Consider the following 26,023-nt stretch of genomic DNA (forward strand, 5'->3'; position numbering starts at 1 on the left):
AATAAATCTCCCCCAATCCCACCTCCACTCTGCTTGATCGAAATGCGTTTTGAATCGTTCCCCTCCCCTGAATGACATCATAGTAATGGCATCCACATTGAAGGCTATGTAAACTGAGGTCTAGCTCTCCTCGGAGTGCAGGAGAGCTAAAGGACTTCCAAATTTAGGGAAAAAGTATTATGACCAACCTTTCTCCGCCCCCACCTAGCTTCTACCCCCAATGACAGGTTCAACGTATTTTTAAAAAACAATAACGCCTGTAGCGTCCCGTTTTAATAGGTTTATCTATGAGCCATATTGAGAATACAGCGGCAGACAAAAGTTCAGCAGGCTTTAAATACCAAGACTTTGTCTATGTTTACGGTTTACTTTACCTTGAACCAAACCAAGAGATGGGCCTGGAAATTTATGATGACATTCACAAATGTACGCATGACGGGCTTAGTTTAATCCAAGTAAAACACAGCCTTGGGGCTGGCAATCTCACAGATCGCGACATCGACCTTTGGAAAACCCTCTACAACTGGCACATGTCGAAAGACGAAATCCCCCAAGAGAAAGAACTATCATTAATACTTTACACAAACAAAAAAATCGGCAATCAAAAACTAATTCAGTTATTTCTGAACCCAAGCAAAAATAAAAAAGATATTTACCACCAAGCTCAAACCATCCTAAACGAACTAGAACAGAAAGAACTTGAAAAAAAATCAAGCGCTAAAATTGAAGGCAAAGAGCCGCCAAATGCGAACCCAATACTTAAATACATCAGGGCCATCGCGACAGCTAATGACACAGACATATATTTCCTACTAGATCGATTCCAAATACACACCAACGATGAGGAAATAATAAAAAAGATCGACAACAAACTAGCAACATTTGCAATTCCTGAACAAAAAATCAAATCAACCAGAAATGAACTTGTTGGCGCTATATCAATTTATGCACATGAGAGAGTGCAACGTGACAGCAAAACACTTATCAGCTACAACTGCCTAAGAAAAGAAATAGGATTCGACCGAATCATTCAATTAGCAATTTCTCTTACTACAGATTTCGAAATTTACTACGACCGCTTCAATGAGATAGATCACAGCAGCCTTTCATTTAACGAAAGCATCTTTAGCCTACAACTTAAAGACCTTGGGATGTCGAAGTCCGAGATAATCGACCACGGAATTGAGATGGTATTAACTGAAGAGGTTATTGCCGAGCTGAAACTAGGCGGTTATTTCAGCGACAAAGAAGATAGCCGATTAGAGACTAAAATAAAACTAACTTGGAAAGATTTTCATACCGAAGCCCATGATATCGAACACCACACAAATGAAAATCATGTTAATGCAGCAAAAAAATGTCTAAATAATTCAAGAAGAAAAGATTATTTTTCTGGCGATCGAAAACTACCTTCCGAGATGGGCAGCGGAAAGCTCATAAAACTGTCAAACAAGCCCGATATAGGCTGGCTTAGCGATTGGGAGGAGAGATATAAAAAATGAAATCTCTCATACAGAACGAAATTCTTGGAATTATTGCCCTACAAGAAACCCTTAAAAACCTACCGATGTACGAGGTAGAAACAACAAACATTCTTTTTGTGCTACCTTTACTTTTCAATAAAAAAATCCGGGGGTTACTTAAAGACAGGCGGATAACTTTTTTAAGCTCTAAAGATTTGATCGTCTCCTATCCAGAGATATTCCTAGGCCTGCGCAACATCTATCTTGACACTGCAATAGCTTCGTTAAATACCTTAATTTTAGCGCAAGATATTAGCATGGTCAGCGTTAACGACAGCCGAGTCACGCTAGAATCTCCCCCCTTCCCATATATAACGATGAAGGAATACGGAAAGATTGCAGCCGAAATTTCCAGCGCAGCACCTAACGTTGCAAAAATCCTGCAAGAAAATCCAACGGAGCTTCATTTAAATTTTAGGATAGATGTATGAACTCTATTCAGATACTCAATATTTTTCTATGGCAAAAAAATGGACACCTTCGAAATTTAGAGTTCAAGGAAAACCATGTCAATGTGATTACAGGCGATTCAGGAAAGGGAAAGTCATCTGTTCTATATATTATTGACTATTGCTTGTTATCAAGTGAGGCCAAAGGGATATCTAAAGCAAATATCGATTCAAAGGTCAATTGGTACGGAATTCGACTCAAAATAAATGAAAGCATCGTCACAATTGCTAGGCCCTCTCTAAGCAGTGGATTAGAGAATGCTTTTTTCTACAGTGATAATGGAGAAATCCCTGACCACCCCTCTAACAATATAAAGATAGACAATCTAAAAACAATCATTAACGCTGCATTTGGCATTGACACCGAACTTAAAGTACCCTACGGCGGAAAATTTGTCCGAGCGGGGACAAGAGTCTCATTCAGGAACTTCTTAAGTCACTGCTACCAAGATCAAACTACAATAGCCTCCCCTGACTATCTATATATTCGTCCGAGCGACAAGAAGTTCCAAGAGCGCGTTCAGCGCACGTTTAAAATGGCCCTCGGAGTCGAAAACGCTTCAACATCACTGATTAAATCCAGGCTCTCAGATCTAGAACAGCGAAAGTTAACATTAGAAAAGAGACGAGAAAACCTAGAAAAAAAGCGGCTAACCTTCCACCAGGAGTTATCAGATCTAGCGCAAGAGGCAGTAAATGTTGGCGCTTTAAGAGAGATTCCGATTGACTCAACCTCCCTATTAACTACGCTTCGTGACGTAGTCATTTCTTCTGACCTTCCACAAATTCAATCCAGCGAGATCGATAACATATCAAAGGAAATTTTCTCATTAAAGTCAAAAAACAAAAAATATACCGACTTCTTAGATTCCAAGAGTGACTACACCAACGAAGCAAAGTTAACAGCGGATGCTCTCCGCGCAATAGACGTAATAAATGCAAACGAAGAAAATATTTTCCGCACGGACTTTTCAAGCGCTTTAGTTAGCCACCTTCAAAACGAGCTTTTCAAGCTACGCGAAAAAATAAAGTCAAAAAATGCCGCACCGTTCGTGGGCGAAGTGAAAGAAATCATTGCCGAAAACAAAAAACGAATTAGCAAATTAGAATCCCAAATTCAAGAATTAAAGATTAGTGGCAGCATAAGAGCCAATCCTAAGGATTACTTCAAATACCTAGGCAGACTCGAAACAAAAATTGATCTTTACGCATCAGACTCTTCTACTTCCCCCGATCAAGACGACGAGGATCTTGATGATAGAATCAAGCAACTTCGGACGGAACTTGAGGATGATAGGTCCCGCACTGAAATTGCAAAAAGAAAGCTGGACTCATTAATAAATGAGCGTCTAAAAAATCTTAAATTAAAAGGCTACGAAGGATTTGAGGCACTATTTTCAGAATCTGACAGGATTATTAATCTTTATTCCTCTGAGAAGGACGCATTTGAGCATATGCCTGACATTGGTAGTGCATCAAATTACCTTTATTTGCACTTAGCATACTTTCTATCGTTACATGAAGTAGCAAAAGAGCGCAATACTTCATGGATGCCATCTTTTATTGTTTTTGATCAACCCAGCACACCATATTTTACGACATCTGGCACTCCTACAGACGATATAAAGAGCCTGGATGCCGTATTCATAGAACTTAATTCATTTGTACACAAAATGGACGACCTCGGTGGATTTCAAATCATATTGCTTGAACATGTAGAGGAATCGCATTGGAAAAACCTTGGACTTGAACGCTTCCACTTGGTTGACAAAGAACTTCGCGAAGATTACGGACTAATTCTCGAATAGTCTATGGATACGAGATATCAACCATTAAAAACAGGGGTTTACTGCTTTTTGACGGTTTGACAAGGCCTTGTTTGACAGGGCCTTTTTTCGCATGCCGAAAATGACTTGAGCAAAGCATCTTGTTTCAAGCAGACAACACAAACCTTGCTTCAAGCCTATGCAACAACTCAAACGTATTCAAAAAAGGAACATTAAGCTCCTGACAAATATTGGGAATAATAAATTTCCGTTTAGCATGGAGATTCAGTACTTCATGAGTAACGACTGTAGCCCCTGTAGTCATTGCTTTCGCAATTAACCACGGGTCAGCACCCGCTAAAAACTCGTCCATTGCGCCTACTTTCATCTTATGCGCTTGATCTGCCACAAGTCCCGCAACCTGTGTGAATGCCAGCTGAGTACCCTGATCAGTGGTGGAGTGAAAGAAATCAGAATTGTCCTTCGCCCAGCCCGCCAGATCGTCATGCCCTTTTGTTAGTTCATCCAGTACAGGTGCAATGCTGGCTAAAGCCAATGTTTTATTCTTAAGTAGTAACCATTGCCAAAATCCAGGACAGATAGCCATTCCGTAGTAACGGTTCTTTGCTTCGATCAGCGTGTTAGCGTCGAGTAAATGATTCATTCCGTAATCTTGTTGGCGAGAGTCCTTAATTTAGCAGGTTGCACGCCGAGCAAACTTCCCGCGTCGCGTAGCAGCATCCGGCCACTCATTGCTTCAATCAGCACAGCCTTGCTTAGGCGAGGGCTGTTTTTCGCGGTGGCGTTACGGTAATAGTCACCCGCTCCACCTTTGTCATTCTGGAAAGCCTTCAGGATCATTCGGTAGTAAGCGCTGTAATGAGCTTGGCTTATATATCCAAGATCCAATGCGCGACGACCTATCGCCAATTTGCTGATGTGAAACCGAGTTGCCAGCGGAGCCAGGTTTTCTTCCCAGTTAACATCTGCATTCCAGAGGGAGCGGAACTGGACTTCGGGAGCCAGAAATTCACCTGCAACTGCATTGCAGAATCGTTCCTCGTCTCGACCATTGGCGGTGTTTCCGTCAGACACTCCACTGCTGCCAATCCAGATATGGGCCAGTTCGTGGAGTAAGGTGAATAGCCGGGCGGTGGGTGCGTCGGAACTGTTGATGAATACAACGGGGGCGTAGGCATTACTGATGGCAAACCCCCGAAACTCACTGACTTCAAGTTTGCGATGAGTATTTCCTAGCGCAATCCCACTGCGCATAACCAAAATCCCAGCCGCTTCTGCTGCCTCGATCAAGGCACGGCTGTATTTGTCGTAATCCAATCGAGCGGTGTCAGGGTTCACGCCGAGGGTCCGGCGGATGTCGTCCACTACCTCGGCGACTTGAGATCGGCTATTGAAGCGACCGACAAATGCCAACGGCTGATGCTCCTGGTGTTGCAGATACTCCAGGTACCAGTCCTGCTTACGTATGGAATCCCTGACGGTGTCCAACAGTTCCAGACTGGGACGTTGAGGCGCAATCCCACCGACAGTCCGCAGATCAGGTAAAGGCAGTTGTTCGACGGGCGGCTGCTGAAGAAACAGGAAACCGAAAGGGACGTGGGCGAGACTCGCCCACTTTTGAGCCTGAAGGAATGTTGGCTTGGTCTCGCCTGCCTCCCATTCCTCTACTCGATCAGGTTTCACTGGTAGTTTTTTAGCAACCTGCGCAGTGGAAAGACCTGCGCGCTCACGAGACCAGGTGAGCAGGCTTGGATTGACTAAGGCGGCTTGGCTCATAGGGTCGCAGGCATATCAGATGGGGCCGGCAAACGTTCGAGGACATGCTTCGCAGATGCATTCGACTGACGCTGATTCCGGTTATCTGGCATTGCCTTTCTCCTTGGCTGTTTAAGGTCGGGTTGCAGCGACTACAGATTAGTCGAGAAGCGGAGCTACCGACGTAAGAGCGCGGGATTATGAGGTAAATTCGCAACGACCCGAAGCGCAAATATGTAACCCGTAGACAGATGGTATCGACCTGTTTCAATGCGTTTCTGGACACAAGTGCGGCCGGCCGCCATGCCCTTATTACCCGGGCCTGTTAGGTGATCCACCAGATAATTACCCAGTTATTTCGAGGGTTGCAGGAACGAGGCCTGCACGATAACCTCCCACCGTCGCTGCCAATTCAGCGACCGGGTGTGGAAACCCGTGTAATTCAAGGCGCAACAGCGCCCCCATCACGTCTGCCGGCGCTTTTTTTATGCCTGCGGCGTGAGTTATGGCGGCTGTGCGTGGGACGTCTTCGGGCGTGCCGGTTTCCTTGATTCCCGGTTTTCCACCCTGCGCACAGCTGTCACCCATTCGTGTGGAAACGAATGTGGCAGCTCCATATATCAAGGAGTCTGATAATGCGCAGCATCAATCCGTACAAAATTTGGCTTTCCCCTCTACGCAATTCCCAATCGCGTAACACCCTCCCCGACCGCCTCTCCCTCATAGGAGGTGGCCAATGACCGAACAACCCGAACTCAAAACCATCGGTCTTACACCCGCGATCTACTGCGGGGATCAAGCGCTGTTCCATGTCACCTGCAACGTCCCCCTCGGCGATGCGTTGGCCATGGCTTCTGATTTCCTCTTCCTCGCCAAGGCGCTGACCAAAGAAGCGGCCTATGACAGAGACACCGACCGCCACGCCTGGGCCGCGCATTATTTGACGGCGATGAGTAAGGCGGTGGTGGATGATGCGGTGAAGGTGCTGAATCGGGATCGGGATAATGAGCTGGCGTCTAAGCGGGCGGAGGGGATGGCTGAGGGGTAGCGGGTAAAACCGGACTCTGTCTGGCGTTCGAAGCTACGTTTGGCCGTTGTAGGGGCGGGCTTGCTTGTGAGGTTGGCGTGTATTCGGCGGGATGTTGGTTGGCTTGCGTTTTTCGCGAGCAATCTCGCTCCTACAGGGGGTGGTTGGAGCGTCTTTGGAAAAGTTGGCTTAGGCAACTTCCCTATTCCACAAACAAGAAGACCCACCCAAGCGGACGGCGGCGAAGGCTGAGAGGTAGAGCTTTAGTAGTGATGTTGGCTGGGCTGGCGCTTTCGCGAGCAAGCCCGCTCCCACAGGGGTTGTGTGGGGTGATTGGGGTTTGGCCCGAGTTTTTTCGGTTTTTTTGTTTTTCGGCTCGGGCGAGTTCGCTCCTACAAGGGATTGAGCTTCCGTTCGCAACCAAGCATAACTTCACGCCGTCGGCTTACCCGACTCTTCCCGCCCCGTCGCCCGCACTGCAACCTCAATCGCCCGAACGCTGATCGCCGCAAATATCGCCGTCATCAGCACCCCGTTGAACCCCAGCAAAATCGCCAGAATCCGCGAGATGCCAAGTTTCGGCACGAGCTCTCCATAGCCGATGGTCAAACCGGTCACGAAGCCGAAATAGATGCCGTCAAAAAGGTCCCAGCCTTCCAGGTAGCTGATGATGAGGCCGAACAGCACGATCAGAAGAATCAGTACGGAAAAGATCGGCCAGACAACGCGCAGGTAGAACCCGATGGCTTTGAAGAATTCTCGACGGACGTGCGATGCATGAGTGGGCTTCATGTCATGGGCTTCCTGAGGGTTGCCTGAGCGGCAGGGGTGTTAACACTCCATCAGCTTGGCACAAGCGCTGGAAACGGGTGGCCAACTGATCCACTCCCCCTCCCGACTTGATCACCTCTTTGATTTCCACGTCATCCAAACGGCGCGGTGCATCAGCAGCGGGCTGGGGGTGGTTCAAGCATGATTCGCGATAGCGCTGCCCATAGTCCCCGACCATTCCGGGACGCCGCCTCTGGCCGCACACTCATCTAGACTTAATGGATAGTCGTAGGCAGAACTGAACACGTCGCTTTGGTGCAGTCGAATCAAAAGCAGCGTGGCAAGCTGCCTCAATGCCCTATAAAAGGTGCGGCGAAGACCGTGCCGGGCACTACAAGATACCCGCTCAGGGTGCCCTGGCCGACGGCCTGAAATTGCCACGATTCCGTGACGTGGTGTGAGTGCCGCAGCCGACACTTTCGGACGACCGACAACCCTCTGGTTTGTCCGTGACCGTGAGGAATGCTGAATGCCTGATGAGATGTTGCAATTGCCGATGGTCAACAGCGTGCTGGAGCGCCACAAGGGCTCTGCGGGCGCACTGTTGCCGATTCTTCATGAGATTCAGGAGGGCATCGGTTACATCCCCGATGCGGCCGTCCCCGAGATTGCCCACGCGCTGAACCTGAGTCAGGCCGAGGTTCGCGGGGTGATCAGCTTTTACCATGATTTCCGTACCGCGCCGCCAGCCCGGCATATCCTGCGGCTGTGCCGCGCCGAGTCGTGCAAGAGTCGCGGCGCCGAGCAGCTTGCCGCGCAGTTGCGCGAACGTCTGCAACTGGACGATCACGGCAGTAGCGCCGACGGCAGCATCAGTTTGCGTCCGGTGTATTGCCTCGGTGCTTGCGCCTGCTCGCCCGCTCTGGAACTGGATGGCCAAGTGCATGCGCGGCTCAGCGCTGAGCGTCTGGATGCCTTGCTCGACGCTTGCCGGGAGGAAGCATGATGCCGCGCCTCTATCTGCCCTGTGATTCTCTGGCCCGCGCCGTGGGTGCCGACGAAGTGGCGGTCGCCCTTGCCGCGAAGGCCCAGGAACACAACCTGCCGCTGGACTTGCAGCGCACCAGCTCGCGCGGCCTGTATTGGCTGGAACCGCTGCTGGAAGTGGACAGCCCGCAAGGCCGGATCGGCTTCGGCCCGCTGACCGCCGCCGATGTGCCGTCCGTGCTCGAAGCCCTGAAAGGCGAGCCATCCGCGCATCCACTGGCTTTGGGCCTGGTGGAAGAACTGCCTTATCTGAAGACTCAACAACGCCTGCTGTTCGCCCGCGCCGGCATTACCCGGCCGTTGTCCCTGGATGATTACCGGGCCCACGGTGGCTTCGAGGGCTTGACCCGCGCCGTCGCAGTGGGCGGCGAGCAGACCGCGACGGAAGTGTTCGATTCAGGCCTGCGTGGCCGTGGCGGCGCGGCGTTCCCGGCCGGGATCAAATGGCGCACGGTGCGCGCCACCCAGGCTGCGCAGAAGTACATTGTGTGCAACGCCGATGAAGGCGACTCCGGCACCTTCGCCGATCGCATGTTGATGGAAGGCGACCCCTTCCTGCTGATCGAAGGCATGGCCATTGCCGGCATCACCGTTGGCGCCAGTTACGGCTACATCTATGTGCGCTCGGAATACCCACAATCCGTGGCCACATTGCGCGAAGCGTTGGACATCGCCCGGTCCGCCGGTTACCTGGGCGCCAATGTCGGCGGCAGCGGCCTGGCCTTCGATATGGAAGTGCGCGTCGGTGCCGGTGCGTACATCTGCGGTGAGGAAACCGCGCTGCTGGACTCGCTCGAAGGCAAGCGCGGGATTGTCCGTGCCAAGCCACCGATCCCTGCGTTGCAAGGGCTGTTCGGCCTGCCGACGCTGGTGCACAACGTGCTGACCCTCGCCTCGGTGCCGCTGATTCTGGCCAAGGGTGCGCAGTTCTATCGCGATTACGGCATGGGCCGCTCCCTGGGCACCATGCCTTTCCAGCTGGCGGGCAATATTCGTCAAGGTGGTTTGGTGGAACGGGCCTTTGGCCTGACGCTGCGCGAACTGGTGGAAGACTACGGTGGTGGCACCGCCAGTGGCCGGCCGCTGAAAGCCGCGCAGGTAGGCGGCCCGCTCGGCACGTGGGTGCCGCCGTCGCAATTCGATACGCCGCTGGATTACGAAGCGTTCGCCGCCATTGGCGCGATGCTCGGCCACGGTGGTGTGGTGGTGGCGGATGACACGGTGGACATGGCCCAAATGGCGCGTTTCGCCATGCAGTTTTGCGCCGAGGAATCCTGCGGCAAATGCACGCCGTGCCGCATCGGCTCGACCCGGGGCGTGGAGGTGATCGACCGCCTGCTCGCCGCGCCAGACCAGAGCGGTCGCGAAGAGCAGGTGATCATCCTCAAGGACCTGTGCGACACGATGCAATACGGTTCGCTGTGTGCATTGGGCGGCATGGCCCCGTTTCCGGTGGCCAGCGCCCTCAAGTACTTCCCCGCCGACTTCGGTCTGCAATCCTCGGAGGCCGACCAATGATCACTCTCTTCGACCCGAACACCGATATCGACCTGGGCACTCCTGCCCGCGACAGCGACGTGCAAGTTACCCTGAACATCGACGGCCGCAGCATCAGCGTGCCCGAAGGCACCTCGGTGATGCGCGCCGCTGCGCTGCTGGGCACCACGATTCCGAAACTGTGTGCTACCGACAGCCTGGAAGCCTTCGGCTCCTGCCGCATGTGCCTGGTGGAGATCGACGGCATGCGCGGCTACCCCGCGTCCTGCACCACGCCGGTCACTGAAGGCATGACCGTGCACACCCAGACGCCGAAGCTCGCGACCCTGCGCCGCAACGTCATGGAGTTGTACATCTCCGATCACCCGCTGGACTGCCTGACCTGCTCGGCCAACGGCAATTGCGAGCTGCAAACCGTCGCCGGCCAGGTCGGCCTGCGGGAAGTGCGTTACGGCTATGAAGGCGACAACCATCTGGCCGATGTGAAGGACACCTCCAACCCGTATTTCGATTACGACCCGAGCAAGTGCATCGTCTGCAACCGTTGCGTGCGTGCCTGCGAAGAAACCCAGGGCACTTTTGCCCTGACCATTACCGGGCGCGGTTTCGAATCCCGGGTCGAGGCCGCCGGTGGCGAGAACTTCCTCGACTCGGAATGCGTGTCCTGCGGCGCCTGTGTGCAAGCCTGCCCCACCGCGACGCTGATGGAAAAAAGCGTGGTCGAACTGGGCCAGCCAGAACGCAGCGTGATCACCACTTGCGCCTATTGCGGCGTGGGTTGCTCGTTCCGCGCCGAGATGAAAGGCGACCAGTTGGTGCGCATGGTTCCAGACAAGAACGGCCAAGCCAACCACGGCCATTCCTGCGTCAAAGGACGCTTTGCCTGGGGCTACGCCACCCACCCGGATCGCATCACCAAACCGATGATCCGCAAAAACATCAACGACCCTTGGCAGGAAGTCAGTTGGGATGAAGCGGTGACGTACGCCGCCAGCGAATTCCGTCGGCTGCAGCAGAAATATGGTCGCGACTCTGTTGGCGGTATCACCTCCAGCCGTTGCACCAACGAAGAAACCTACCTGGTGCAGAAACTGGTGCGCGCCGCGTTCGGCAACAACAACGTCGACACCTGTGCGCGGGTCTGCCACTCGCCGACCGGCTACGGCCTGAAACAAACCCTTGGCGAGTCCGCCGGCACCCAGAGTTTCGACTCGGTGATGCAAGCCGACGTGATCCTGGTGATGGGCGCCAACCCCAGCGATGCCCACCCGGTGTTCGCCTCCCAGCTCAAACGCCGCTTGCGTGAAGGTGCGCGGCTGATCGTCATCGACCCACGCCGCATTGATCTGGTGGACTCGGTGCATGCCCGCGCCGAACTGCACCTGGCCCTGCGCCCGGGCACCAACGTCGCCATGCTCAACGCCCTGGCTCATGTCATCGTCACCGAAGGCCTGTTGAACCAAGCCTTTATCGACGCCCGTTGCGAGGACAACGAATTCGCCCACTGGCGCGAATTCGTCAGCCGCGCGGACAACTCGCCGGAAGCCCTCGGCCCCATCTGCGGCGTAGACCCTGCCGACATCCGCGCCGCCGCTCGCCTGTATGCCACCGGCGGCAACGCGGCGATCTACTACGGCCTGGGCGTCACCGAGCACAGCCAGGGCAGCACCGCGGTCATGGGCATCGCCAACCTGGCCATGGCCACCGGCAACATCGGCCGCGAAGGCGTGGGCGTGAACCCGCTGCGGGGGCAGAACAATGTTCAGGGCTCCTGCGACATGGGCTCCTTCCCCCACGAACTGCCCGGTTACCGCCACATCTCCAACGAGGTCGTTCGCGCAGAATTCGAACAAGCCTGGAATGTCACCCTGCAACCCGACCCGGGCCTGCGCATTCCCAACATGTTCGAGGCGGCGTTGAGCGGCAGCTTCAAGGGCTTGTATTGCCAAGGTGAAGACATCGCCCAGAGCGACCCGAATACCCAACACGTCACCGCAGCCCTGTCCGCCATGGAATGCATCGTGGTGCAGGACATTTTCCTCAACGAAACCGCCAAGTTCGCCCACGTGTTCCTGCCGGGCAGCTCGTTCCTGGAAAAAGACGGCACCTTCACCAACGCCGAGCGACGCATTTCCCGGGTGCGCAAGGTCATGGACCCTCTGGGCGGCAAGGCCGACTGGGAAGGCACCGTGGCCCTGGCCAACGCCCTGGGTTACCCGATGAACTACACGCACCCGTCAGAAATCATGGATGAAATCGCCAGCCTGACGCCGACCTTCACCAACGTCAGCTACGCCGAACTGGATCGCCACGGCAGCCTGCAATGGCCGTGCAACGCCGCGGCACCGGACGGCACGCCGACCATGCACATCGAGGAATTCGTGCGCGGCAAGGGGCGCTTCATGCTCACCGGCTACGTGCCCACCGAGGAGAAGGTCAACAATCGCTATCCGCTGCTGCTGACCACCGGACGCATCCTCAGCCAGTACAACGTCGGCGCCCAGACACGGCGTACCGATAACGTCGCCTGGCATGACGAAGACCGTCTGGAAATCCACCCGACCGACGCCGAGAGCCGTGGCATCAACGAAGGCGACTGGGTCGGCATCGGCAGCCGCGCCGGCCAGACCGTGCTGCGTGCGCGGGTCACCGAACGGGTCGCCCCGGGCGTGGTGTACACCACGTTCCACTTCCCTGAATCGGGGGCCAACGTGATCACCACCGACAACTCTGACTGGGCCACCAACTGTCCGGAGTACAAGGTCACCGCCGTGGAAGTCAGCCGCGTCTACCACCCTTCCGAGTGGCAAAAACGCTATCAGGAGTTCAGTGATAACCAACAACGCCTGCTCGACGAACGCCGCCAGGCACGCGCCGCCGGAGCAAAAGCCGAGGTACGCCGATGAGCACTGAAAACCTGATCAAAATGGTCAACCAGATCGCCCAGTACTTCGCCAGCGAACCGGACCAGCAACAGGCCGTGCTCGGCGTGCGAAATCACCTGCAGATGTACTGGACGCCCGGCATGCGCAAGGAATTGCTGGCCTGGCAGACGGAGCATCAGGGGGCAGACTTGCATCCACTGGCGCAAGCGGCGGTCAGTGGGGCGGGTTGGGAGGCTTAGGTTCACACGATCCTGAGCCTGACCGAAAAACCCTGTGGGAGTGAGCCTGCTCGCGATGAGGGAGTGTCAGTCGACCGATATGGCGCCTGACACTCCGCTTTCGCGAGCAGGCTCGCTCCCACAGGGGTTACTCATCAGCATCGGTCCCGTGGTAGTCCGAATCCTCCTCAACCCGGATGCACCGGCAACACCACCAACGCCTCCAACCCACCCTTCGACCGATTGCGCAGTGTCAGTTCACCTCCGTGTTCCAGCACAATCGCCCGCGCCGCCGACAACCCCAAACCAACGCCCCCGGTGCTTTTGTTCCGCGAGCCTTCCAACCGGAAGAACGGCACGAACACTTGTTCAAGGCTGGCATCCGCAATCCCCGGTCCACGATCCAGCACGTTGATCCGCACCTCGCCAGCTCCGGGGATCAGTTCAATCGCCGGCTCACTGCCGTACTTGATCGCGTTATCCAGCAGATTGGTCATCACCCGCTTAAGCCCCAACGGTCGCCCGAAATACACCCACCGCAGCGGCCCACTGAAAGCAATCTCGACGCCCTGATCCCGATAATCATCCAGCAACGTTTGCAGCAGTTCCGCCAGATCAAACTGGGTCGCTGGCTCAAGCCGCGCATCATCGCGGAAGAACTCCAGCGCCGAGTTGATCATCGCCTGCATTTCATCCACGTCACGAAACAAGCGCTGCTGTTGCTCGCTGTCTTCAATGAATTCCCCCCGCAAGCGCATCCGCGTCAGGGGCGCGCGCAGGTCGTGGGAGATGGCGGCGAGCATTTGCGTGCGGTCGCGGATGAAGTGCTGCAACTGGGCCTGCATGGCATTGAACGCGAGAATCGCCTGGCGGATTTCGTGGGGGCCGAGCGGTTCGATCGGCGGTGCGCGGAAGTCCACGCCGAAGCGCCGAGCGCCTTCGGCGAAGTGCTGCAAAGGCGTGGCGAGGCGCCGGGTGGCGATCAGCGCGACCAGTGCGGTGGAGATCAGCACCAGCAGGATCACGATCAGGTAGCGTGGCGTTTCGTCGAGCCCCCAACTGCGCGAGGGCGCGGAGAACATCAGCCATGTCGAATCCGATAGCTCGATCAGCAGCGCGTAATGCGCGTCCGCCGTGTGTTCCGTCCAGTCGGCCGGTTCATAGGCTTCGATGCGCCGGTCAGGGGTTTTGAGCATGGGCTGCAGAATGGTCGAGCCGATGCCGGACTTCGGATCTTCCACGGCTGGCAAATTGAGATCGTGCCTATCAGGATGCCAACTGACGGTGAAGCCGTTCTCGCTGGCGGCTTGCGCCAATGAGTTGCGCAGGGGCGCCGGGGCGGCCTCGACGACACGGGTGATGGCAGCGGCTTTTTCCAGCAAGCCGGTTTCGGTCAGCGGCGGACGCGCCCACACGCCGGCCAGTTGGATAAACAGCCCATTGAGCGCCAGTGAAATGAGCATGGCCAGGATGATCGTCAACGCGATCCAGCGCGCCACCGTATCTTGCGGCCAGTCTCGGGCGCGTATCCGCTTCAACCCGATCATCGCCGCGTCACGCTGGGCGTGAACAGGTAACCGCCATTGCGCACGGTGCGAATCATCGCCGGCCGCTTGGTGTCGGACTCGAGTTTGCGCCGCAGGCGGCTGACTTGAACGTCGATGCTGCGATCAAATGCTTCATGGCAATGTCCACGCGCCAGGTCCAGCAATTGCTCGCGGGTGAGAATGCGCTGAGGGTGTTCGACGAAGACCAGCAGCAAGTCAAACTCACCGGCCGACAGCGGAATCATCACGTTGTCCGGCGAGCGCAGTTCACGTCGCGTGACGTCCAGGTGCCAGTCGGCGAAGTCGATCAGCGGCCGTGGGCGCTCCTGCAATACCGGACGGCGCTCGTCCACGCGGCGCAGTACGGCGCGCACTCGGGCCAGCAGCTCACGGGCGTCGAAGGGTTTGGTCAGGTAATCGTCGGCGCCCAGTTCCAGGCCGACCACCCGATCACTGAGTTCACCCATGGCGGTGAGCATGATCACCGGAATGGCGTGTCGAATCCGCAGTTGCTGGCACAGGATCAGCCCACTGTCCCCGGGCAACATCACGTCAAGAATGATCAGGTCTGGCAGCTGTCGCTCGATGGCCGCCCACAGCGATGCGCCGTCGGTGGCGACTTCGACGCTGTAGCCGTGCTGCACAAAGAATTTTTTCAGTAGATCGAGAACCTCAAGGTCGTCGTCCACAATTAAAAGGCTGTTCACCAAAGGTCACTTAAGGGGCGAATGGAACCGCCATCTAAAACCATTCACGGCTGCGCGTCATTTATTTCAATCCTGCAATAAAGCGTCAGCGACGCAATAAACCAGACATCTTTGCGCAAGGCTTGGGGCCCAGCATCTCGGCGAATTCCTCCCGAGAATCGCGTCCATGTTGCCTTTCAATTGTGCTCCCTGGCTGACCCGCAACACCTCGATTGCCGTGCTGGCCGCCGGGTTGGCGGGTTGCAGCAGTCAGCCACCCACCGATGTGAGTTGCGCCGACATCGCCTATTCGGTGAACGACCCCGCCGAACCGTTCAATCGCGGGGTCTTCGCGTTCAATCGGGTGGTCGATGACTATGCCCTGGCGCCGGTCGCTCGCGGCTATCGCTACTCGCCAGATTTTTTCCAGACCGGTGTGCATAACTTTGTGGCGAACTTCGGTGAGCCCAAGGTGTTCATCAATGACCTGCTGCAAGGCAACCCGATGCGCTCGGCCAATACGCTGGGGCGTTTCGTGCTCAACACCACGGTCGGTGTGGTGGGCTTGATCGACGTCTCCGGCATGGCCGGCATTCCGCGTCACGACGCGGACTTCGGCCAGACGTTCGGCGTGTGGGGCATCGGCAACGGGCCGATCGTCGAACTGCCTTTGCTCGGCACTTCCAACAGCCGCGACGCCGTCGGCCGCGTGCTCGGTTTTGTGGTCGATCCGTTTGGCAGCAACAGCGACACCGTGGACACCTTGGCCATGATCAGCACGGTCGGCGGCTTCGTCGATGGCCGCGCAGAAGCCTTACCGCTGACCGATAGCCTGCAAAAACTGCCGGACTACTACAGCGCGTTACGCAACGTGGTCGCCGAGCATCGTGCCGCTTACGTCGCCGATGGCAAACAAGGCTCGGCGCAGACAACCAAACATCAATGCACAGGAGCACCGGCCGATGGTTTCTGAAAGCAATAGCCTGATGCTGCAACAACGGGTCATCCAGCACGACCCGGCCACTCTGCACTGTCGGGAAATTACCCTGCGCCTGTCAGAGGACTGTCGCCATCTGGTGCTCAGCCGCTACACCGAACACTATGGCCCGGCGCTGGTGCGATGGATCGAGCGTAGCCACACGGTGTCCGTGACAGACTTGTTTCGCTGGCTTGTGGCCAATGGCGAGACGGATGTAATGACAGCGGGCAGCGAGCAGTTGCCTTGACTGTCAGATTCGAGCCCGTTGCATTTCATTGACCTCAGCTGCGTTATCATCGCGCGCTTCTCTGTTCCAGAAACCCGGATGTCCATGTCTTTGCCGCTGCCTGACGATCACCCATCCCTGCCACCTGTCCTGGTCGGGCCGCTGTTGCGGCGTCTGGAGCCCACGCGGTTGGTGATGTGGCTGGTGGGGTCGCGGGCGCTGTCGATGACGTTGTGTTTGCAAGATCGCAACGCGATCCACCTCGACGCGAGTCAGTGCACAGTCATTGCGGTGGGCACCCAGGCTTTTGTTCATTTGATCGATGTGTCGCTGGACGCCGCCCTGCCCTGCGACACGTTAATCGAATACGACCTGTTGATTGACGACGCGGGCACAGGCATCGCCGATTGGGCCCCGCACTTGCTGTACGGAGACGCTCGTTGCCCCAACTTCGTCCTGCGTAAAAAGGCCGATCATCTGCTGCACGGTTCTTGCCGCAAACCTCACCACCCAGCCCCAGACGGTTTGCTGTGCGTCGATCGTTTGCTGGAAGCCGAGCCGGATGCACACAAACGCCCGGCGCTGTTGATGATGAGCGGCGATCAGGTGTATGCCGACGATGTCGCAGGGCCGATGCTGCGAGCCATTCATGCCTTGATCAAGCGGCTTGGGCTGTTCGAAGAGCACCTCGAAGGCGCAGTGGTCAGCGACAGCGCCAAGCTCTATGAGCACCCCGCCAGTTATTACCATCGTGCGGATTTGTTACCGGCGCTGGAGAGCAACGAAACCCTGCGCGAGCGATTTTTCGGTGGGGCGCGTAAGCCGATTTTCACCAGCAGCAGTGCCGACAACCATCTGGTGACATTCGCCGAAGTCATGGCCATGTACCTGCTGGTCTGGTCGCCGACACCCTGGACATTGATCGCCCCGCAACCACCGGCGCTGACACCTGCAAGACGCGAGCGTTATGCGCTTGAGCAGACGCGCATCGATGGCTTCAAGGCCGGTCTGGGAGGCGTCGCCCGAGCACTCGCGCACCTGCCGTGCCTGATGATTTTCGACGATCACGATATTACCGATGACTGGAATCTTTCCGCGCAATGGGAGGAAACGGCCTACGGCCATCCGTTCTCCAGGCGCATCATCGGCAACGCACTGCTTGCTTATATGCTGTGCCAAGGCTGGGGCAACAACCCGGATGCGTTCGGCGGGGTGCTGAAGAAGGCTGTCGGATTGAGCACCACCGGGCATGACCGCTACCTCGACAGCGACATTCAGGACGGATTGATTGACGAACTGCTGAGATTTCAGAACTGGCATTACGTGCTGCCCACGAGCCCGGCCATCGTGGTACTCGACACCCGCACCCGGCGCTGGCGCAGCGAGATGAACCTCAAGCAACCGTCGGGTCTGCTGGACTGGGAAGCCCTCAGCGAACTGCAACAGGAACTGCTCGATCACCCTTCGGCCATCATCGTTTCGCCGGCGCCGATCTTCGGCGTCAAACTGATCGAAACCGTGCAGCGCGTCTTCAGCTGGTGCGGTTATCCCCTGCTGGTGGACGCCGAAAACTGGATGGCCCATCGCGGTGCGGCCCAGGTGATCCTGAACATTTTCCGACACTCGCGTACACCCGGTAACTACGTGGTGCTGTCGGGCGATGTGCATTATTCCTTCGTCTACGAAGTACTGATCCGACACCGCAAGGCCGGCCCGCGCATCTGGCAGATCACCAGCAGCGGCATCAAAAACGAATTCCCGCCCGCGCTGCTGGAGTGGTTCGACCGCCTCAACCGCTGGCTCTACTCGCCGCGCTCGCCGCTGAACTGGCTGACCAAACGCCGACGTATGCGCATTGTTCCCCATGTCCCGGAACATGCTGAAGCAGGTGAACGGCTGTGGAATTCGGCGGGGATCGGGCAAGTGTTCTTTAATGAAAAAGGACAGCCGCAGGAGATCTATCAGCACAACTCAAACGGCTCGCCGAAGACGCGGATGGTTGCGCCTGACAGCGAAGACTGAACGCTGAAGGCTGATCGTTGATCGTTCCCACGCTCTGCGTGGGAATGCCTCAAGGGACGCTCCGCGTTCCAACTCTCGAAAGGGACGCGGAGCGTCCCGGGCTGCATTCCCACGCAGAGCGTGGGAACGATCGGTTAACGGCCCCCTTACGTGATCGGTGTCGCTCATGAACCTCACCCGAACCCTGATCATCGGCAACTCCGGTTCCGGCAAAAGCTGGCTGGCCGAACGACTGGCCAAGCACCTGCAAGTGCCGTGGGTCGATCTCGATACGATTCACTGGTTGTCCGACGAACACAGCATCGCCCGCCCCCGTGCCGAGGCGCTGGGCATGGCACGGGTGCTGGCCAGTGAAGAGCGCTGGGTGATCGAAGGCGTTTACGGCTGGATCATCAGCGAACTCTTGCCCCGGGCGACAGCACTGATTTGGCTGTGCGTTGACGATGAGGAATGTGTTGCCAATGTTCGTCAGCGAGAGGCGCAGCGAGACAAGAATGACGAGTTGTTGATTGCGTTGCTCGACTGGGCCGGCAGCTATCGTATGCGCGAAGATTCCAGTGGATTTGCCGCGCATGAGCAACTGTTCGAAGGGTTTGGCGGTTCGAAACTCAAGCTCAGGGATCGAACCGAAATCACAACATTCGCGAACACCGTGTTGCAAGCCAGCTAACTCACAGTGTTTCGATCGTTCCCACGCTCCGCGTGGGAATGCCTCTTGTGACGCTCTGCGTCACGCTTTTTGGGACGCGGAGCGTCCCGGGCTGCATTCCCACGCGGAGCGTGGGAACGATCAACCACTATTGAGATAAGTCTTAGGCCGCGCTCACCGCCCGGCAAACCCCTCTGACAATCATCTCCACTTCCCGCTCATCAATCGTCAGCGGCGGCAGCAAGCGAATGGTTTTGCCCCGTGTCACGTTGATCAACAAGCCGTGATCCCGTGCGGCGATGAGGGTCAGGTCGCGAATCGGCTGTTTGAGTTCGATGCCAATCATTAAACCCTGGCCGCGGATCTCCAGGGTGTTCGGGTCGTCCGCCAATTCGATGCGCAATCTGGCGAGCAAACGCTCGCCCTGAAGTTTGGCGTTTTCCAGCAGCCCTTGTTCTTCGATGATCTCCAGCACGGTGCAACCGACGCGGCAGGCCAGTGGATTGCCGCCGAAGGTGCTGCCGTGACTGCCGGGGGTGAAGAGGTCGGCGGCTTTGCCCCGGGCCAGGCAGGCGCCGATGGGAATGCCGTTGCCCAAGCCTTTGGCCAGGGTCATGACGTCCGGAACGATGCCTTCGTGCTGAAAGGCAAACCACTGGCCGGTGCGGCCGATGCCGGTCTGGATTTCGTCGAGCATCAGCAGCCACGCGTGCCGAGTGCAGCGTTCGCGAATAGCTTTCAGGTAACCGGGTGGGGCCATTTGGACTCCGCTTTCACCCTGAATCGGCTCCATCAGGATCGCCACGATGCGCGGGCTGTGGGCTTGCTGCACCTTGTCCAGCGCCTTGAGGTCGCCGAATGGCACTTTGACAAAGTCCCCCGGCAACTCGTTGAAGCCCAGGCGCACGGCCGGGCCATCACTGGCGGACAAGGTGCCCAGAGTGCGGCCGTGAAAGGCGTTCTCCATAACCACCACCAGCGGTTGTTCGATGCCTTTTTGCCAACCGTACAACCGAGCAAGTTTCAGCGCGGTCTCGTTGGCTTCGGCACCGGAGTTGTTGAAGAAGGCTCGCTCCATGCCCGCCAATTGCGTCAGTTTCTGCGCCAGCCGCTGTTGCCAATCGATGCTGTAGAGGTTGGAAGTGTGCAACAGCAGCCCGGCCTGTTCACTGATGGCCGAGACTATTTTCGGATGGGAGTGACCGACATTGGTCACGGCCACGCCCGCCACCGCGTCCAGGTATTCACGACCGGCCTGATCCCACAGGCGCGTGCCCAGGCCCTTGCTGAAACTCAAGGCCAAAGGTTGGTAAGTGGTCATCAGGCAGGCGGCGGTCATGACATCAAGCTCCATCAATAGTCGGTGTTTTTGCAGTATGGTTAGCCACCTGAGCTGGATAAACGCTGCAACACTTCAATCATTTTAAAGCTGGGCTTGATAATGGATTTATTCCAGGCAATGACCGTTTACGTCAGGGTGGTGGAAACCGGCAGCATGACCGCTGCCGCTTTGCAGTGCGAAATGTCCACCACCATGGTCGGCAATCACCTGCGGGCCCTGGAGCAACGCCTGGGTGTGCGCCTGCTCAACCGTACAACGCGACGCCAGCGGTTAACGGAATTCGGCACCGCTTATTACCAGCGTTGCCTCGAAGTGCTGGGGCTGGTGGCCGATTCCGAACGGTTGGCCGAGCAGGCCCTCGACGAGCCGAGTGGAACCCTGCGCATCACCGCGCCGCTGACGTTCGGCAGCGAAAAACTGGCACCGGCCCTGAGTGAATTCGCCCTGCTGTGTCCACGCGTCAAATTGGATGTGGTCCTCACCAACCGCCGTCCGGCCCTGCTCGAAAACGGTTTCGACGTGGCGTTTCGCCTGGGCAATACCGAGGAGACCCACCTGATCGCCCGTCCACTCCTCGACTACAGCCTGACCATGTGTGCATCACCGGAGTATTTGGCGCGCAAAGGCACACCGGAAAAACCTGATGATCTGCAACACCATGATTGCCTGTCCTTTGCCTATCCGGCCGGGGACGACTGGCAGTCGGTGGAAAAGCACTGGCGCCTGACCGGTCCCGAGGGAGAAGTGGCGGTAGCGGTCAATGGGCCGATGTTGATCAACAGTTCGGCAGGACTGCATCAAGCGGCGCGAACCGGCATGGGCATCGTGGTGCTGCCTGATGCGTTGATGGAGCAGGATCTCAAGGACGGAAAACTGGTGGCATTGATGCAGAATTACTTGCCGCCAAGCCGACCGATGAACCTGATGTATGCCCAGGATCGTTACCGTTTGCCAAAACTGCGTAGTTTCGTCGACTTTGCCTTGCAGAGATGGGGCAAGCACTAGCCGACCGAATACCCCATCGACTAATCTCCTCGACGTGCGGGTCACGTAGCTATCAGGGCGACAGGGAGTGCGAAGATGGGTGAGGCGTCGAATATCGAGCCGTTGAAGTTCAATCTGTCGGATTTGAATGAAGACATGCTGCACACCATTCTGGAACTGGTCAGCGACGGCATCTGGGACTGGAACGCCAACACAGGGTTCGTCTATCGCAACCCCCGGTGGTACGAGATGCTCGGCTACCCGCCTCATTCCCTGAATAACAACGTGTTGACCTGGGAAAACGTGATCCACCCCGACGATTACCCGCAGGTCATGGCGCTGTTCGATGACTACCTGAATCAGCGCGCCCCTGGCTATCAGGCCGAGTATCGCTGCCGCATGCAGGATGGCAGCTATACCTGGATCGAAGACCGTGGCTACGTATTGGCACGCAATGCCGACGGCTCGGTGGCGCGGATGGTCGGCGCGCACCGCAGCATCGACGACAAGAAGCGCCTGTACGAAGCGCTTGAGCGACGCAACCAATCCCTTGAAGCGATCGTTGAAGAACGCACCCGAGAGTTGTCTCGCGTTAATCAGCAACTGCAAATCCAACTCGAAGAAAACCGCAAATTGGCGGAAACCGACGCTCTGACCTCAATCGCCAATCGCTATCTTCTGGAGAAAGCCCTGCCTCAGGAATGCGACCGCGCCGAACGCTTTCGACAACCGCTGTCGTTGATCGCCATGGACATCGACGACTTCAAGAACATCAACGATCACTATGGCCATGCGCTGGGCGATGCGGCATTGGTGCAGGTGGTCGAGAGCGTGAAGCACTGCGTACGCGAGGGCGATCTGCTCGCTCGTTGGGGTGGCGACGAGTTCATCCTGATCCTGCCCAATACACCACTCGCCGACGCCCGGACCCTCGCCGAACGTATCCGCCATGGCCTCGCAAGCCTGCTACCAGTGGGGGACTTTCAAGTGACCATGAGTTTTGGCGTGGTTCAGCGCTTTGAAGAAGAACAAAAGACCGGATTGCTGGCCAGGGCCGATCAGGCGCTGTATCGGTCGAAGATCGCGGGCAAGAATGTGATTTCCGGATGAACAATGCCTTGCATGTTCGCGATGTACTGCCCTCGGAAGTAGAGTCTGTACGCCTTTTTCTGGGGCAGAACGGATGGGCTCACCGCACAGGTTCCGCTGAGCATTTTGCGCAGTTGATCGCTAACTCCCAACGCACAGCCCTTGCTATGAAGGACTCCCGGATTATCGGTTTTGCCCGAGGCATCACGGACGGCCTATCAAACGGTTATCTGTCGATGGTCGTTGTCTGTGGACAACATCGACGTGAAGGTATCGGGCGCTCGTTGGTTGAACATGTCATGGGCGAGAACACCGACATTACCTGGACTCTGCGAGCAGGCCGGGAAGGCGCTTCGGATTTCTTTTCAAGCCTGGGTTTTGAAACGTCGACCATTGCGATGGAGCGCCCGCGTCGTAAATAGCCAAACACTCCTTAACTGAAACAAGATGTGCCAAGGAAAGCCAATGACTTCCCCCCTCCTCTATCGCCGGGCTACACCGGACGATCTACTCGCCATTTGCGAACTGGGTCAGCAACTCAACAGTCTTCACCATCAACAGCGGCCGGATACTTATGCGCCTGCAACTGAGAATTTCGCGCGCGACAGTACCCATTGGCGGCCGTACATCGACGGTGAAAATCGGGCGACCTTTATCGCTGAACAAGCAGGTAGAACGATTGGATTCATCACCATGCAAGTCACTCAGTTCAGCAGCCCGCTGATGCAACCTCAGCGGATCGCCAGGGTCGGTTCGGTCTGTGTTGATGAACGTATTCGGGGCCAAGGCATTGGACGAGCATTGATGCAGTGCGCTCAAACCTGGGCCATCGAACACAACGCTGTGGACCTGCGTCTAACCGTCTGGGCATTCAATGCACCGGCACTTCGACTGTACGAAGAGTTGGGCTATGAAATGCGAGCCTTCGAGATGGGCAAACACCTGGAGGAAAATCCCTGATCAAGGCGCCTGCCATATCCCGTCGCGCTATGACCCGGCCTTCACCAATACCGGCTTCTCCTGATACCGATCTGGATAAAGCTTTTTCAGCTGCGCGACCTTCGGCAAATCGTTGATCACAATGTACGGATAGGTCGGGTGCTCGGTCAGAAAGTCCTGATGTTCCTCCTCGGCCGGGTAGAAACCGTTGTAGGTTTCCAGCTTGGTGACAATGGGTTTATTGAACGAATGGGCGGCGCCGAGCTGGGCGATGTAGGCCTGGGCGATGCGTTGCTGATCACTGTTTTCCGGGAAAAGCGCCGAGCGATACTGAGTGCCGTTGTCAGGTCCCTGACGGTTGAGTTCGGTAGGGTTGTGAGCCACCGAGAAGTAGATTTGCAGCAAGGTGCCGTAGCTGACCTGACGGGGGTCGAAGGTGACTTCGACGGATTCCGCATGACCGGTATCGCCACTGCTGACCCGCTCGTACTGAGCAGTGTTGGCTGCACCGCCGGCGTAACCGGAGACCGCTTTCTTCACCCCTTTGACATGCTGGAACACACCCTGGACGCCCCAGAAACAACCGCCGGCAAAGACCGCCCTTTCGCTGTCGGCCTGGGTGGTTTCGTCGAGGGTGGGTGGAGGAATGATGACCGCGTCTTCTGCCGCACCGAAGGAGAACGCCAGGCATTGGCCGATGACGCCGGCAGCGGCCAGGCCCAACAGGGTGCGACGCCAGGTGAATAGGGTTTTCATGAGGCTGATTCCTGAATGAATGGAATGACGATCAACCGAACGTAAACGCATACGCCGACACTCCGGGATCGAGAAACTCGATGCTGAAGGTCCGATCCGTTACGCCGCCGGTTTGGCGCACCAATTGGTACAAGCGTTGTGCAGTCACACTGCCGCTGCCGTCGGGCGCCACGTCAGTGCCGTGGGCATCGCCGGGGACTTTTCCGTCAACCAACACTTTGAAGCGCACCGGTTTATGGTCAGCGCCAGGCCCCAGCACCAGGTGCAGATCGCGGGCATGGAAGCGGTAGACGATGCGACTGGCTGGCGCGCCTGAAGTCGCCCGTTCCGGGCCGACATTCCATTGACCGTCCAGGCTCCAGTCGTTGAGCGCTAATTGCGATGGAGCGCTATAGGCCGACACCTTGTCCGGCACCAGGCTGGTTTCAGGCACGAAATGCTCGGCACGCTGGTAGCCGACATAGGTTTCCGGTGATTGCACTTCGGTCATGTCCGGGGCCAGTTGAACACCCTCGGCGCTGGCATTGATCAGACCGTCCGCGACCTTCGCGGCACCTGCTTCGCGCAGCAGTTGCTGGATCACCCGTTCCGATTCGGCGTACTCGCCCTCACCAAAATGGTGATAACGGATGCGACCTTGAGCATCGGCAAAATAGTGGGCCGGCCAGTATTGGTTGTTGAAAGCTCGCCAGACCTTGAAGTCATTATCGATGGCCACCGGGTAGTTGATGCCCAGGTCCTTCATCGCTTTGGTGACATTGCCTACGTCTCGTTCGAAAGCAAACTCGGGCGCATGGACGCCAATCACCACCAATCCCTGATCGCGGTACTTCTCGGCCCAAGCCTTCACATAAGGCAGCGAGCGCAGGCAGTTGATGCAGGAGTAAGTCCAGAAATCCACCAGCACGACTTTGCCTTTCAAGGCCTGCGCGGTGAGGGGTGGTGAGTTGAGCCATTGCACCGCGCCGTCCAGCGGTGGAAGGTTGCCTTCAATCGGCAGTGCGCCCGGCGCTTTGTCAGCCGCTTTCATTGCACTCCCCGAGGCTGGAATCTGCGCCATCATCGCCCCGCTAACGTTCGGCGATTGGCCGGCCAGCCGTCCCACCAAAGCCTGCTCGATACCACCGGTGGACGCTGTCGAAATCCGCGCCAGAATCCCGGTGTCGAGCCCCAGGGCGATCGCCGCGACACCGGCCAGCATCGCGGCGCCCAGACCTCGACGCAGCCACTCGCCAGCGCCGATGGAACGCTTCATCGCCGCGAAGACTTTACCGCCCAGCAGCAGCGCCACCGCGAGGGAGGTTGCGGCACCCGCGGCGTAGGCCAGCAATAACAAGGTGGTTGCGATGCTCGCCCCTTGCAACGCGGCGCCAGTCAGCAACAGACCCAGAATCGGCCCGGCGCACGGAGCCCAGAGCAGGCCCGTGGCGACACCGATCAGGAACGAAGCGCCGGGACGCGGCCGTGCATCGGCGCCCGCGGCTTCCGACAACCGGCTGCCAGCCGCCACCAGTGGCCGGGTCAGACGCTCCGCCAATTGAGGCAGCAACAGCGTCAGCCCGAACAGTGCAACGAACAGCAACGCGAGCCAGCGACCATATTGATTGACTTGCACCACCCAACCGCCGCCCACCGCTGCCAGCGAGGCGACAAGCGCAAAGGTCAGCGCCATGCCCGCCAATAGCGGCAACCCGCTCTTCATGAACGGCTGCCCGGTGCGAGCGAAGACAAAGGGCAGCACCGGCAGGATGCACGGGCTGACAATCGTCAGCACACCACCGAGATAAGCGAGGACCAGAAGCCACATAACGTCGTCCTGCAAAAGTGAGTGAAAGGGAGTACCCG

Annotated in this window: 24 protein-coding genes; 16 read left to right on the plus strand and 8 right to left on the minus strand. The window is 56.9% G+C overall.

Annotated features, from left to right (window positions below):
- Positions 1–287 precede the first annotated feature (287 nt).
- Genes DFS28_RS14010 through DFS28_RS14020 form a run of 3 tightly spaced genes read left to right on the plus strand, consistent with a single transcriptional unit; the run spans position 288 to position 3,780 of the window.
- Complete coding sequence (locus tag DFS28_RS14010) at positions 288–1,502, plus strand: hypothetical protein (protein ID WP_111450291.1); 1,215 nt, start codon at positions 288–290, stop codon at positions 1,500–1,502.
- Complete coding sequence (locus DFS28_RS14015) at positions 1,499–1,954, plus strand: hypothetical protein (protein WP_111450292.1); 456 nt, start codon at positions 1,499–1,501, stop codon at positions 1,952–1,954. The genes DFS28_RS14010 and DFS28_RS14015 overlap by 4 nt, the downstream gene beginning before the upstream one ends.
- Positions 1,951–3,780 (plus strand): DUF3732 domain-containing protein, encoded by a 1,830-nt coding sequence (locus DFS28_RS14020; protein ID WP_111450293.1) that lies wholly within the window; start codon positions 1,951–1,953, stop codon positions 3,778–3,780. The genes DFS28_RS14015 and DFS28_RS14020 overlap by 4 nt, the downstream gene beginning before the upstream one ends.
- 124 nt (positions 3,781–3,904) lie before the next feature.
- On the opposite strand, the gene DFS28_RS14025 is transcribed toward DFS28_RS14020, so the two are convergent.
- A complete protein-coding gene (locus DFS28_RS14025) occupies positions 3,905–4,402 on the minus strand; it encodes a DUF4411 family protein (RefSeq protein ID WP_111450294.1) in 498 nt (165 codons plus the stop codon).
- Positions 4,399–5,535: an XRE family transcriptional regulator gene (locus tag DFS28_RS14030; RefSeq protein WP_111450295.1), complete on the minus strand. Its 1,137-nt coding sequence runs from the start codon at positions 5,533–5,535 to the stop codon at positions 4,399–4,401. The genes DFS28_RS14025 and DFS28_RS14030 overlap by 4 nt, the downstream gene beginning before the upstream one ends.
- A 715-nt stretch (positions 5,536–6,250) precedes the next feature.
- On the opposite strand from DFS28_RS14030, the gene DFS28_RS14040 reads away from it, so the two are divergent.
- Positions 6,251–6,562, plus strand: a complete 312-nt coding sequence (locus DFS28_RS14040) for a DUF3077 domain-containing protein (protein ID WP_111450296.1) — start codon at positions 6,251–6,253, stop codon at positions 6,560–6,562.
- Positions 6,563–6,973: 411 nt separating this feature from the next.
- Here DFS28_RS14040 and DFS28_RS14045 read toward each other — a convergent pair whose 3' ends face one another.
- Positions 6,974–7,333: a potassium channel family protein gene (locus tag DFS28_RS14045; RefSeq protein ID WP_111450297.1), complete on the minus strand. Its 360-nt coding sequence runs from the start codon at positions 7,331–7,333 to the stop codon at positions 6,974–6,976.
- Between the two features lie 508 nt (positions 7,334–7,841).
- Between DFS28_RS14045 and DFS28_RS14050 the strand changes: the two genes are divergently transcribed.
- The 4 genes from DFS28_RS14050 to DFS28_RS14065 are packed head-to-tail and all read left to right on the plus strand — an operon-like array spanning position 7,842 to position 12,980.
- Positions 7,842–8,318, plus strand: a complete 477-nt coding sequence (locus DFS28_RS14050; RefSeq protein ID WP_111450298.1) for a formate dehydrogenase subunit gamma — start codon at positions 7,842–7,844, stop codon at positions 8,316–8,318.
- Complete coding sequence (locus DFS28_RS14055; RefSeq protein WP_178082214.1) at positions 8,315–9,877, plus strand: NADH-quinone oxidoreductase subunit NuoF; 1,563 nt, start codon at positions 8,315–8,317, stop codon at positions 9,875–9,877. Before DFS28_RS14050 ends, DFS28_RS14055 begins: the two co-directional genes overlap by 4 nt.
- Positions 9,874–12,762, plus strand: coding sequence for a formate dehydrogenase subunit alpha (gene fdhF / locus DFS28_RS14060; RefSeq protein WP_111450299.1), 2,889 nt, complete (start codon positions 9,874–9,876; stop codon positions 12,760–12,762). The genes DFS28_RS14055 and fdhF overlap by 4 nt, the downstream gene beginning before the upstream one ends.
- Positions 12,759–12,980: a formate dehydrogenase subunit delta gene (locus DFS28_RS14065; RefSeq protein ID WP_046045986.1), complete on the plus strand. Its 222-nt coding sequence runs from the start codon at positions 12,759–12,761 to the stop codon at positions 12,978–12,980. The genes fdhF and DFS28_RS14065 overlap by 4 nt, the downstream gene beginning before the upstream one ends.
- A 167-nt stretch (positions 12,981–13,147) precedes the next feature.
- On the opposite strand, the gene DFS28_RS14070 is transcribed toward DFS28_RS14065, so the two are convergent.
- Together DFS28_RS14070 and DFS28_RS14075 are read right to left on the minus strand one after the other, a co-directional pair.
- Positions 13,148–14,506 (minus strand): ATP-binding protein, encoded by a 1,359-nt coding sequence (locus DFS28_RS14070; RefSeq protein ID WP_111450300.1) that lies wholly within the window; start codon positions 14,504–14,506, stop codon positions 13,148–13,150.
- Positions 14,503–15,213 carry a response regulator gene (locus DFS28_RS14075; RefSeq protein ID WP_111450301.1) on the minus strand — a complete coding sequence of 237 codons (711 nt, stop codon included), beginning with the start codon at positions 15,211–15,213 and terminating at the stop codon, positions 14,503–14,505. The genes DFS28_RS14070 and DFS28_RS14075 overlap by 4 nt, the downstream gene beginning before the upstream one ends.
- Positions 15,214–15,379: 166 nt before the next feature.
- Between DFS28_RS14075 and DFS28_RS14080 the strand changes: the two genes are divergently transcribed.
- The 4 genes from DFS28_RS14080 (at position 15,380) to DFS28_RS14095 (ending at position 19,089) form a co-directional block, all read left to right on the plus strand.
- The gene (locus DFS28_RS14080; RefSeq protein WP_111450302.1) at positions 15,380–16,165 is read left to right on the plus strand and encodes a VacJ family lipoprotein; all 786 of its coding nucleotides are present in this window, start codon (positions 15,380–15,382) and stop codon (positions 16,163–16,165) included.
- Positions 16,155–16,418 (plus strand): hypothetical protein, encoded by a 264-nt coding sequence (locus tag DFS28_RS14085; protein WP_111450303.1) that lies wholly within the window; start codon positions 16,155–16,157, stop codon positions 16,416–16,418. The genes DFS28_RS14080 and DFS28_RS14085 overlap by 11 nt, the downstream gene beginning before the upstream one ends.
- A gap of 78 nt (positions 16,419–16,496) precedes the next feature.
- A complete protein-coding gene (locus tag DFS28_RS14090; RefSeq protein WP_111450304.1) occupies positions 16,497–18,419 on the plus strand; it encodes an alkaline phosphatase D family protein in 1,923 nt (640 codons plus the stop codon).
- A gap of 166 nt (positions 18,420–18,585) precedes the next feature.
- On the plus strand, positions 18,586–19,089 hold the full coding sequence (locus tag DFS28_RS14095) for an adenylate kinase (RefSeq protein ID WP_111450305.1): 504 nt from the start codon (positions 18,586–18,588) through the stop codon (positions 19,087–19,089).
- 142 nt (positions 19,090–19,231) lie between these two features.
- On the opposite strand, the gene DFS28_RS14100 is transcribed toward DFS28_RS14095, so the two are convergent.
- Entirely contained in the window at positions 19,232–20,407 is a 1,176-nt protein-coding gene (locus tag DFS28_RS14100; protein ID WP_111450306.1) for an aspartate aminotransferase family protein, read from the minus strand.
- Between the two features lie 102 nt (positions 20,408–20,509).
- On the opposite strand from DFS28_RS14100, the gene DFS28_RS14105 reads away from it, so the two are divergent.
- The 4 genes from DFS28_RS14105 to DFS28_RS14120 all read left to right on the plus strand — a co-directional run bounded on the left by DFS28_RS14105 (position 20,510) and on the right by DFS28_RS14120 (position 23,443).
- Positions 20,510–21,415 (plus strand): LysR family transcriptional regulator, encoded by a 906-nt coding sequence (locus tag DFS28_RS14105; RefSeq protein ID WP_111450307.1) that lies wholly within the window; start codon positions 20,510–20,512, stop codon positions 21,413–21,415.
- A 75-nt stretch (positions 21,416–21,490) separates the two neighbouring features.
- Positions 21,491–22,504 carry a sensor domain-containing diguanylate cyclase gene (locus DFS28_RS14110; RefSeq protein ID WP_111450308.1) on the plus strand — a complete coding sequence of 338 codons (1,014 nt, stop codon included), beginning with the start codon at positions 21,491–21,493 and terminating at the stop codon, positions 22,502–22,504.
- Positions 22,501–22,905, plus strand: a complete 405-nt coding sequence (locus tag DFS28_RS14115; RefSeq protein WP_111450309.1) for a GNAT family N-acetyltransferase — start codon at positions 22,501–22,503, stop codon at positions 22,903–22,905. Before DFS28_RS14110 ends, DFS28_RS14115 begins: the two co-directional genes overlap by 4 nt.
- A 43-nt stretch (positions 22,906–22,948) precedes the next feature.
- Positions 22,949–23,443 (plus strand): GNAT family N-acetyltransferase, encoded by a 495-nt coding sequence (locus DFS28_RS14120; RefSeq protein ID WP_111450310.1) that lies wholly within the window; start codon positions 22,949–22,951, stop codon positions 23,441–23,443.
- 27 nt (positions 23,444–23,470) lie between these two features.
- Here the strand turns inward: DFS28_RS14120 and msrA are convergent, their stop codons facing one another.
- Both msrA and DFS28_RS14130 read right to left on the minus strand, forming a co-directional pair.
- Positions 23,471–24,178: a peptide-methionine (S)-S-oxide reductase MsrA gene (gene msrA, locus DFS28_RS14125; RefSeq protein ID WP_111450311.1), complete on the minus strand. Its 708-nt coding sequence runs from the start codon at positions 24,176–24,178 to the stop codon at positions 23,471–23,473.
- A gap of 31 nt (positions 24,179–24,209) precedes the next feature.
- On the minus strand, positions 24,210–25,985 hold the full coding sequence (locus tag DFS28_RS14130) for a cytochrome c biogenesis protein DipZ (protein WP_111450312.1): 1,776 nt from the start codon (positions 25,983–25,985) through the stop codon (positions 24,210–24,212).
- Positions 25,986–26,023: the final 38 nt, after the last annotated feature.

The organism is Pseudomonas sp. 478 (genome assembly GCF_003254125.1).
Classification (GTDB): Bacteria; Pseudomonadota; Gammaproteobacteria; order Pseudomonadales; family Pseudomonadaceae; genus Aquipseudomonas.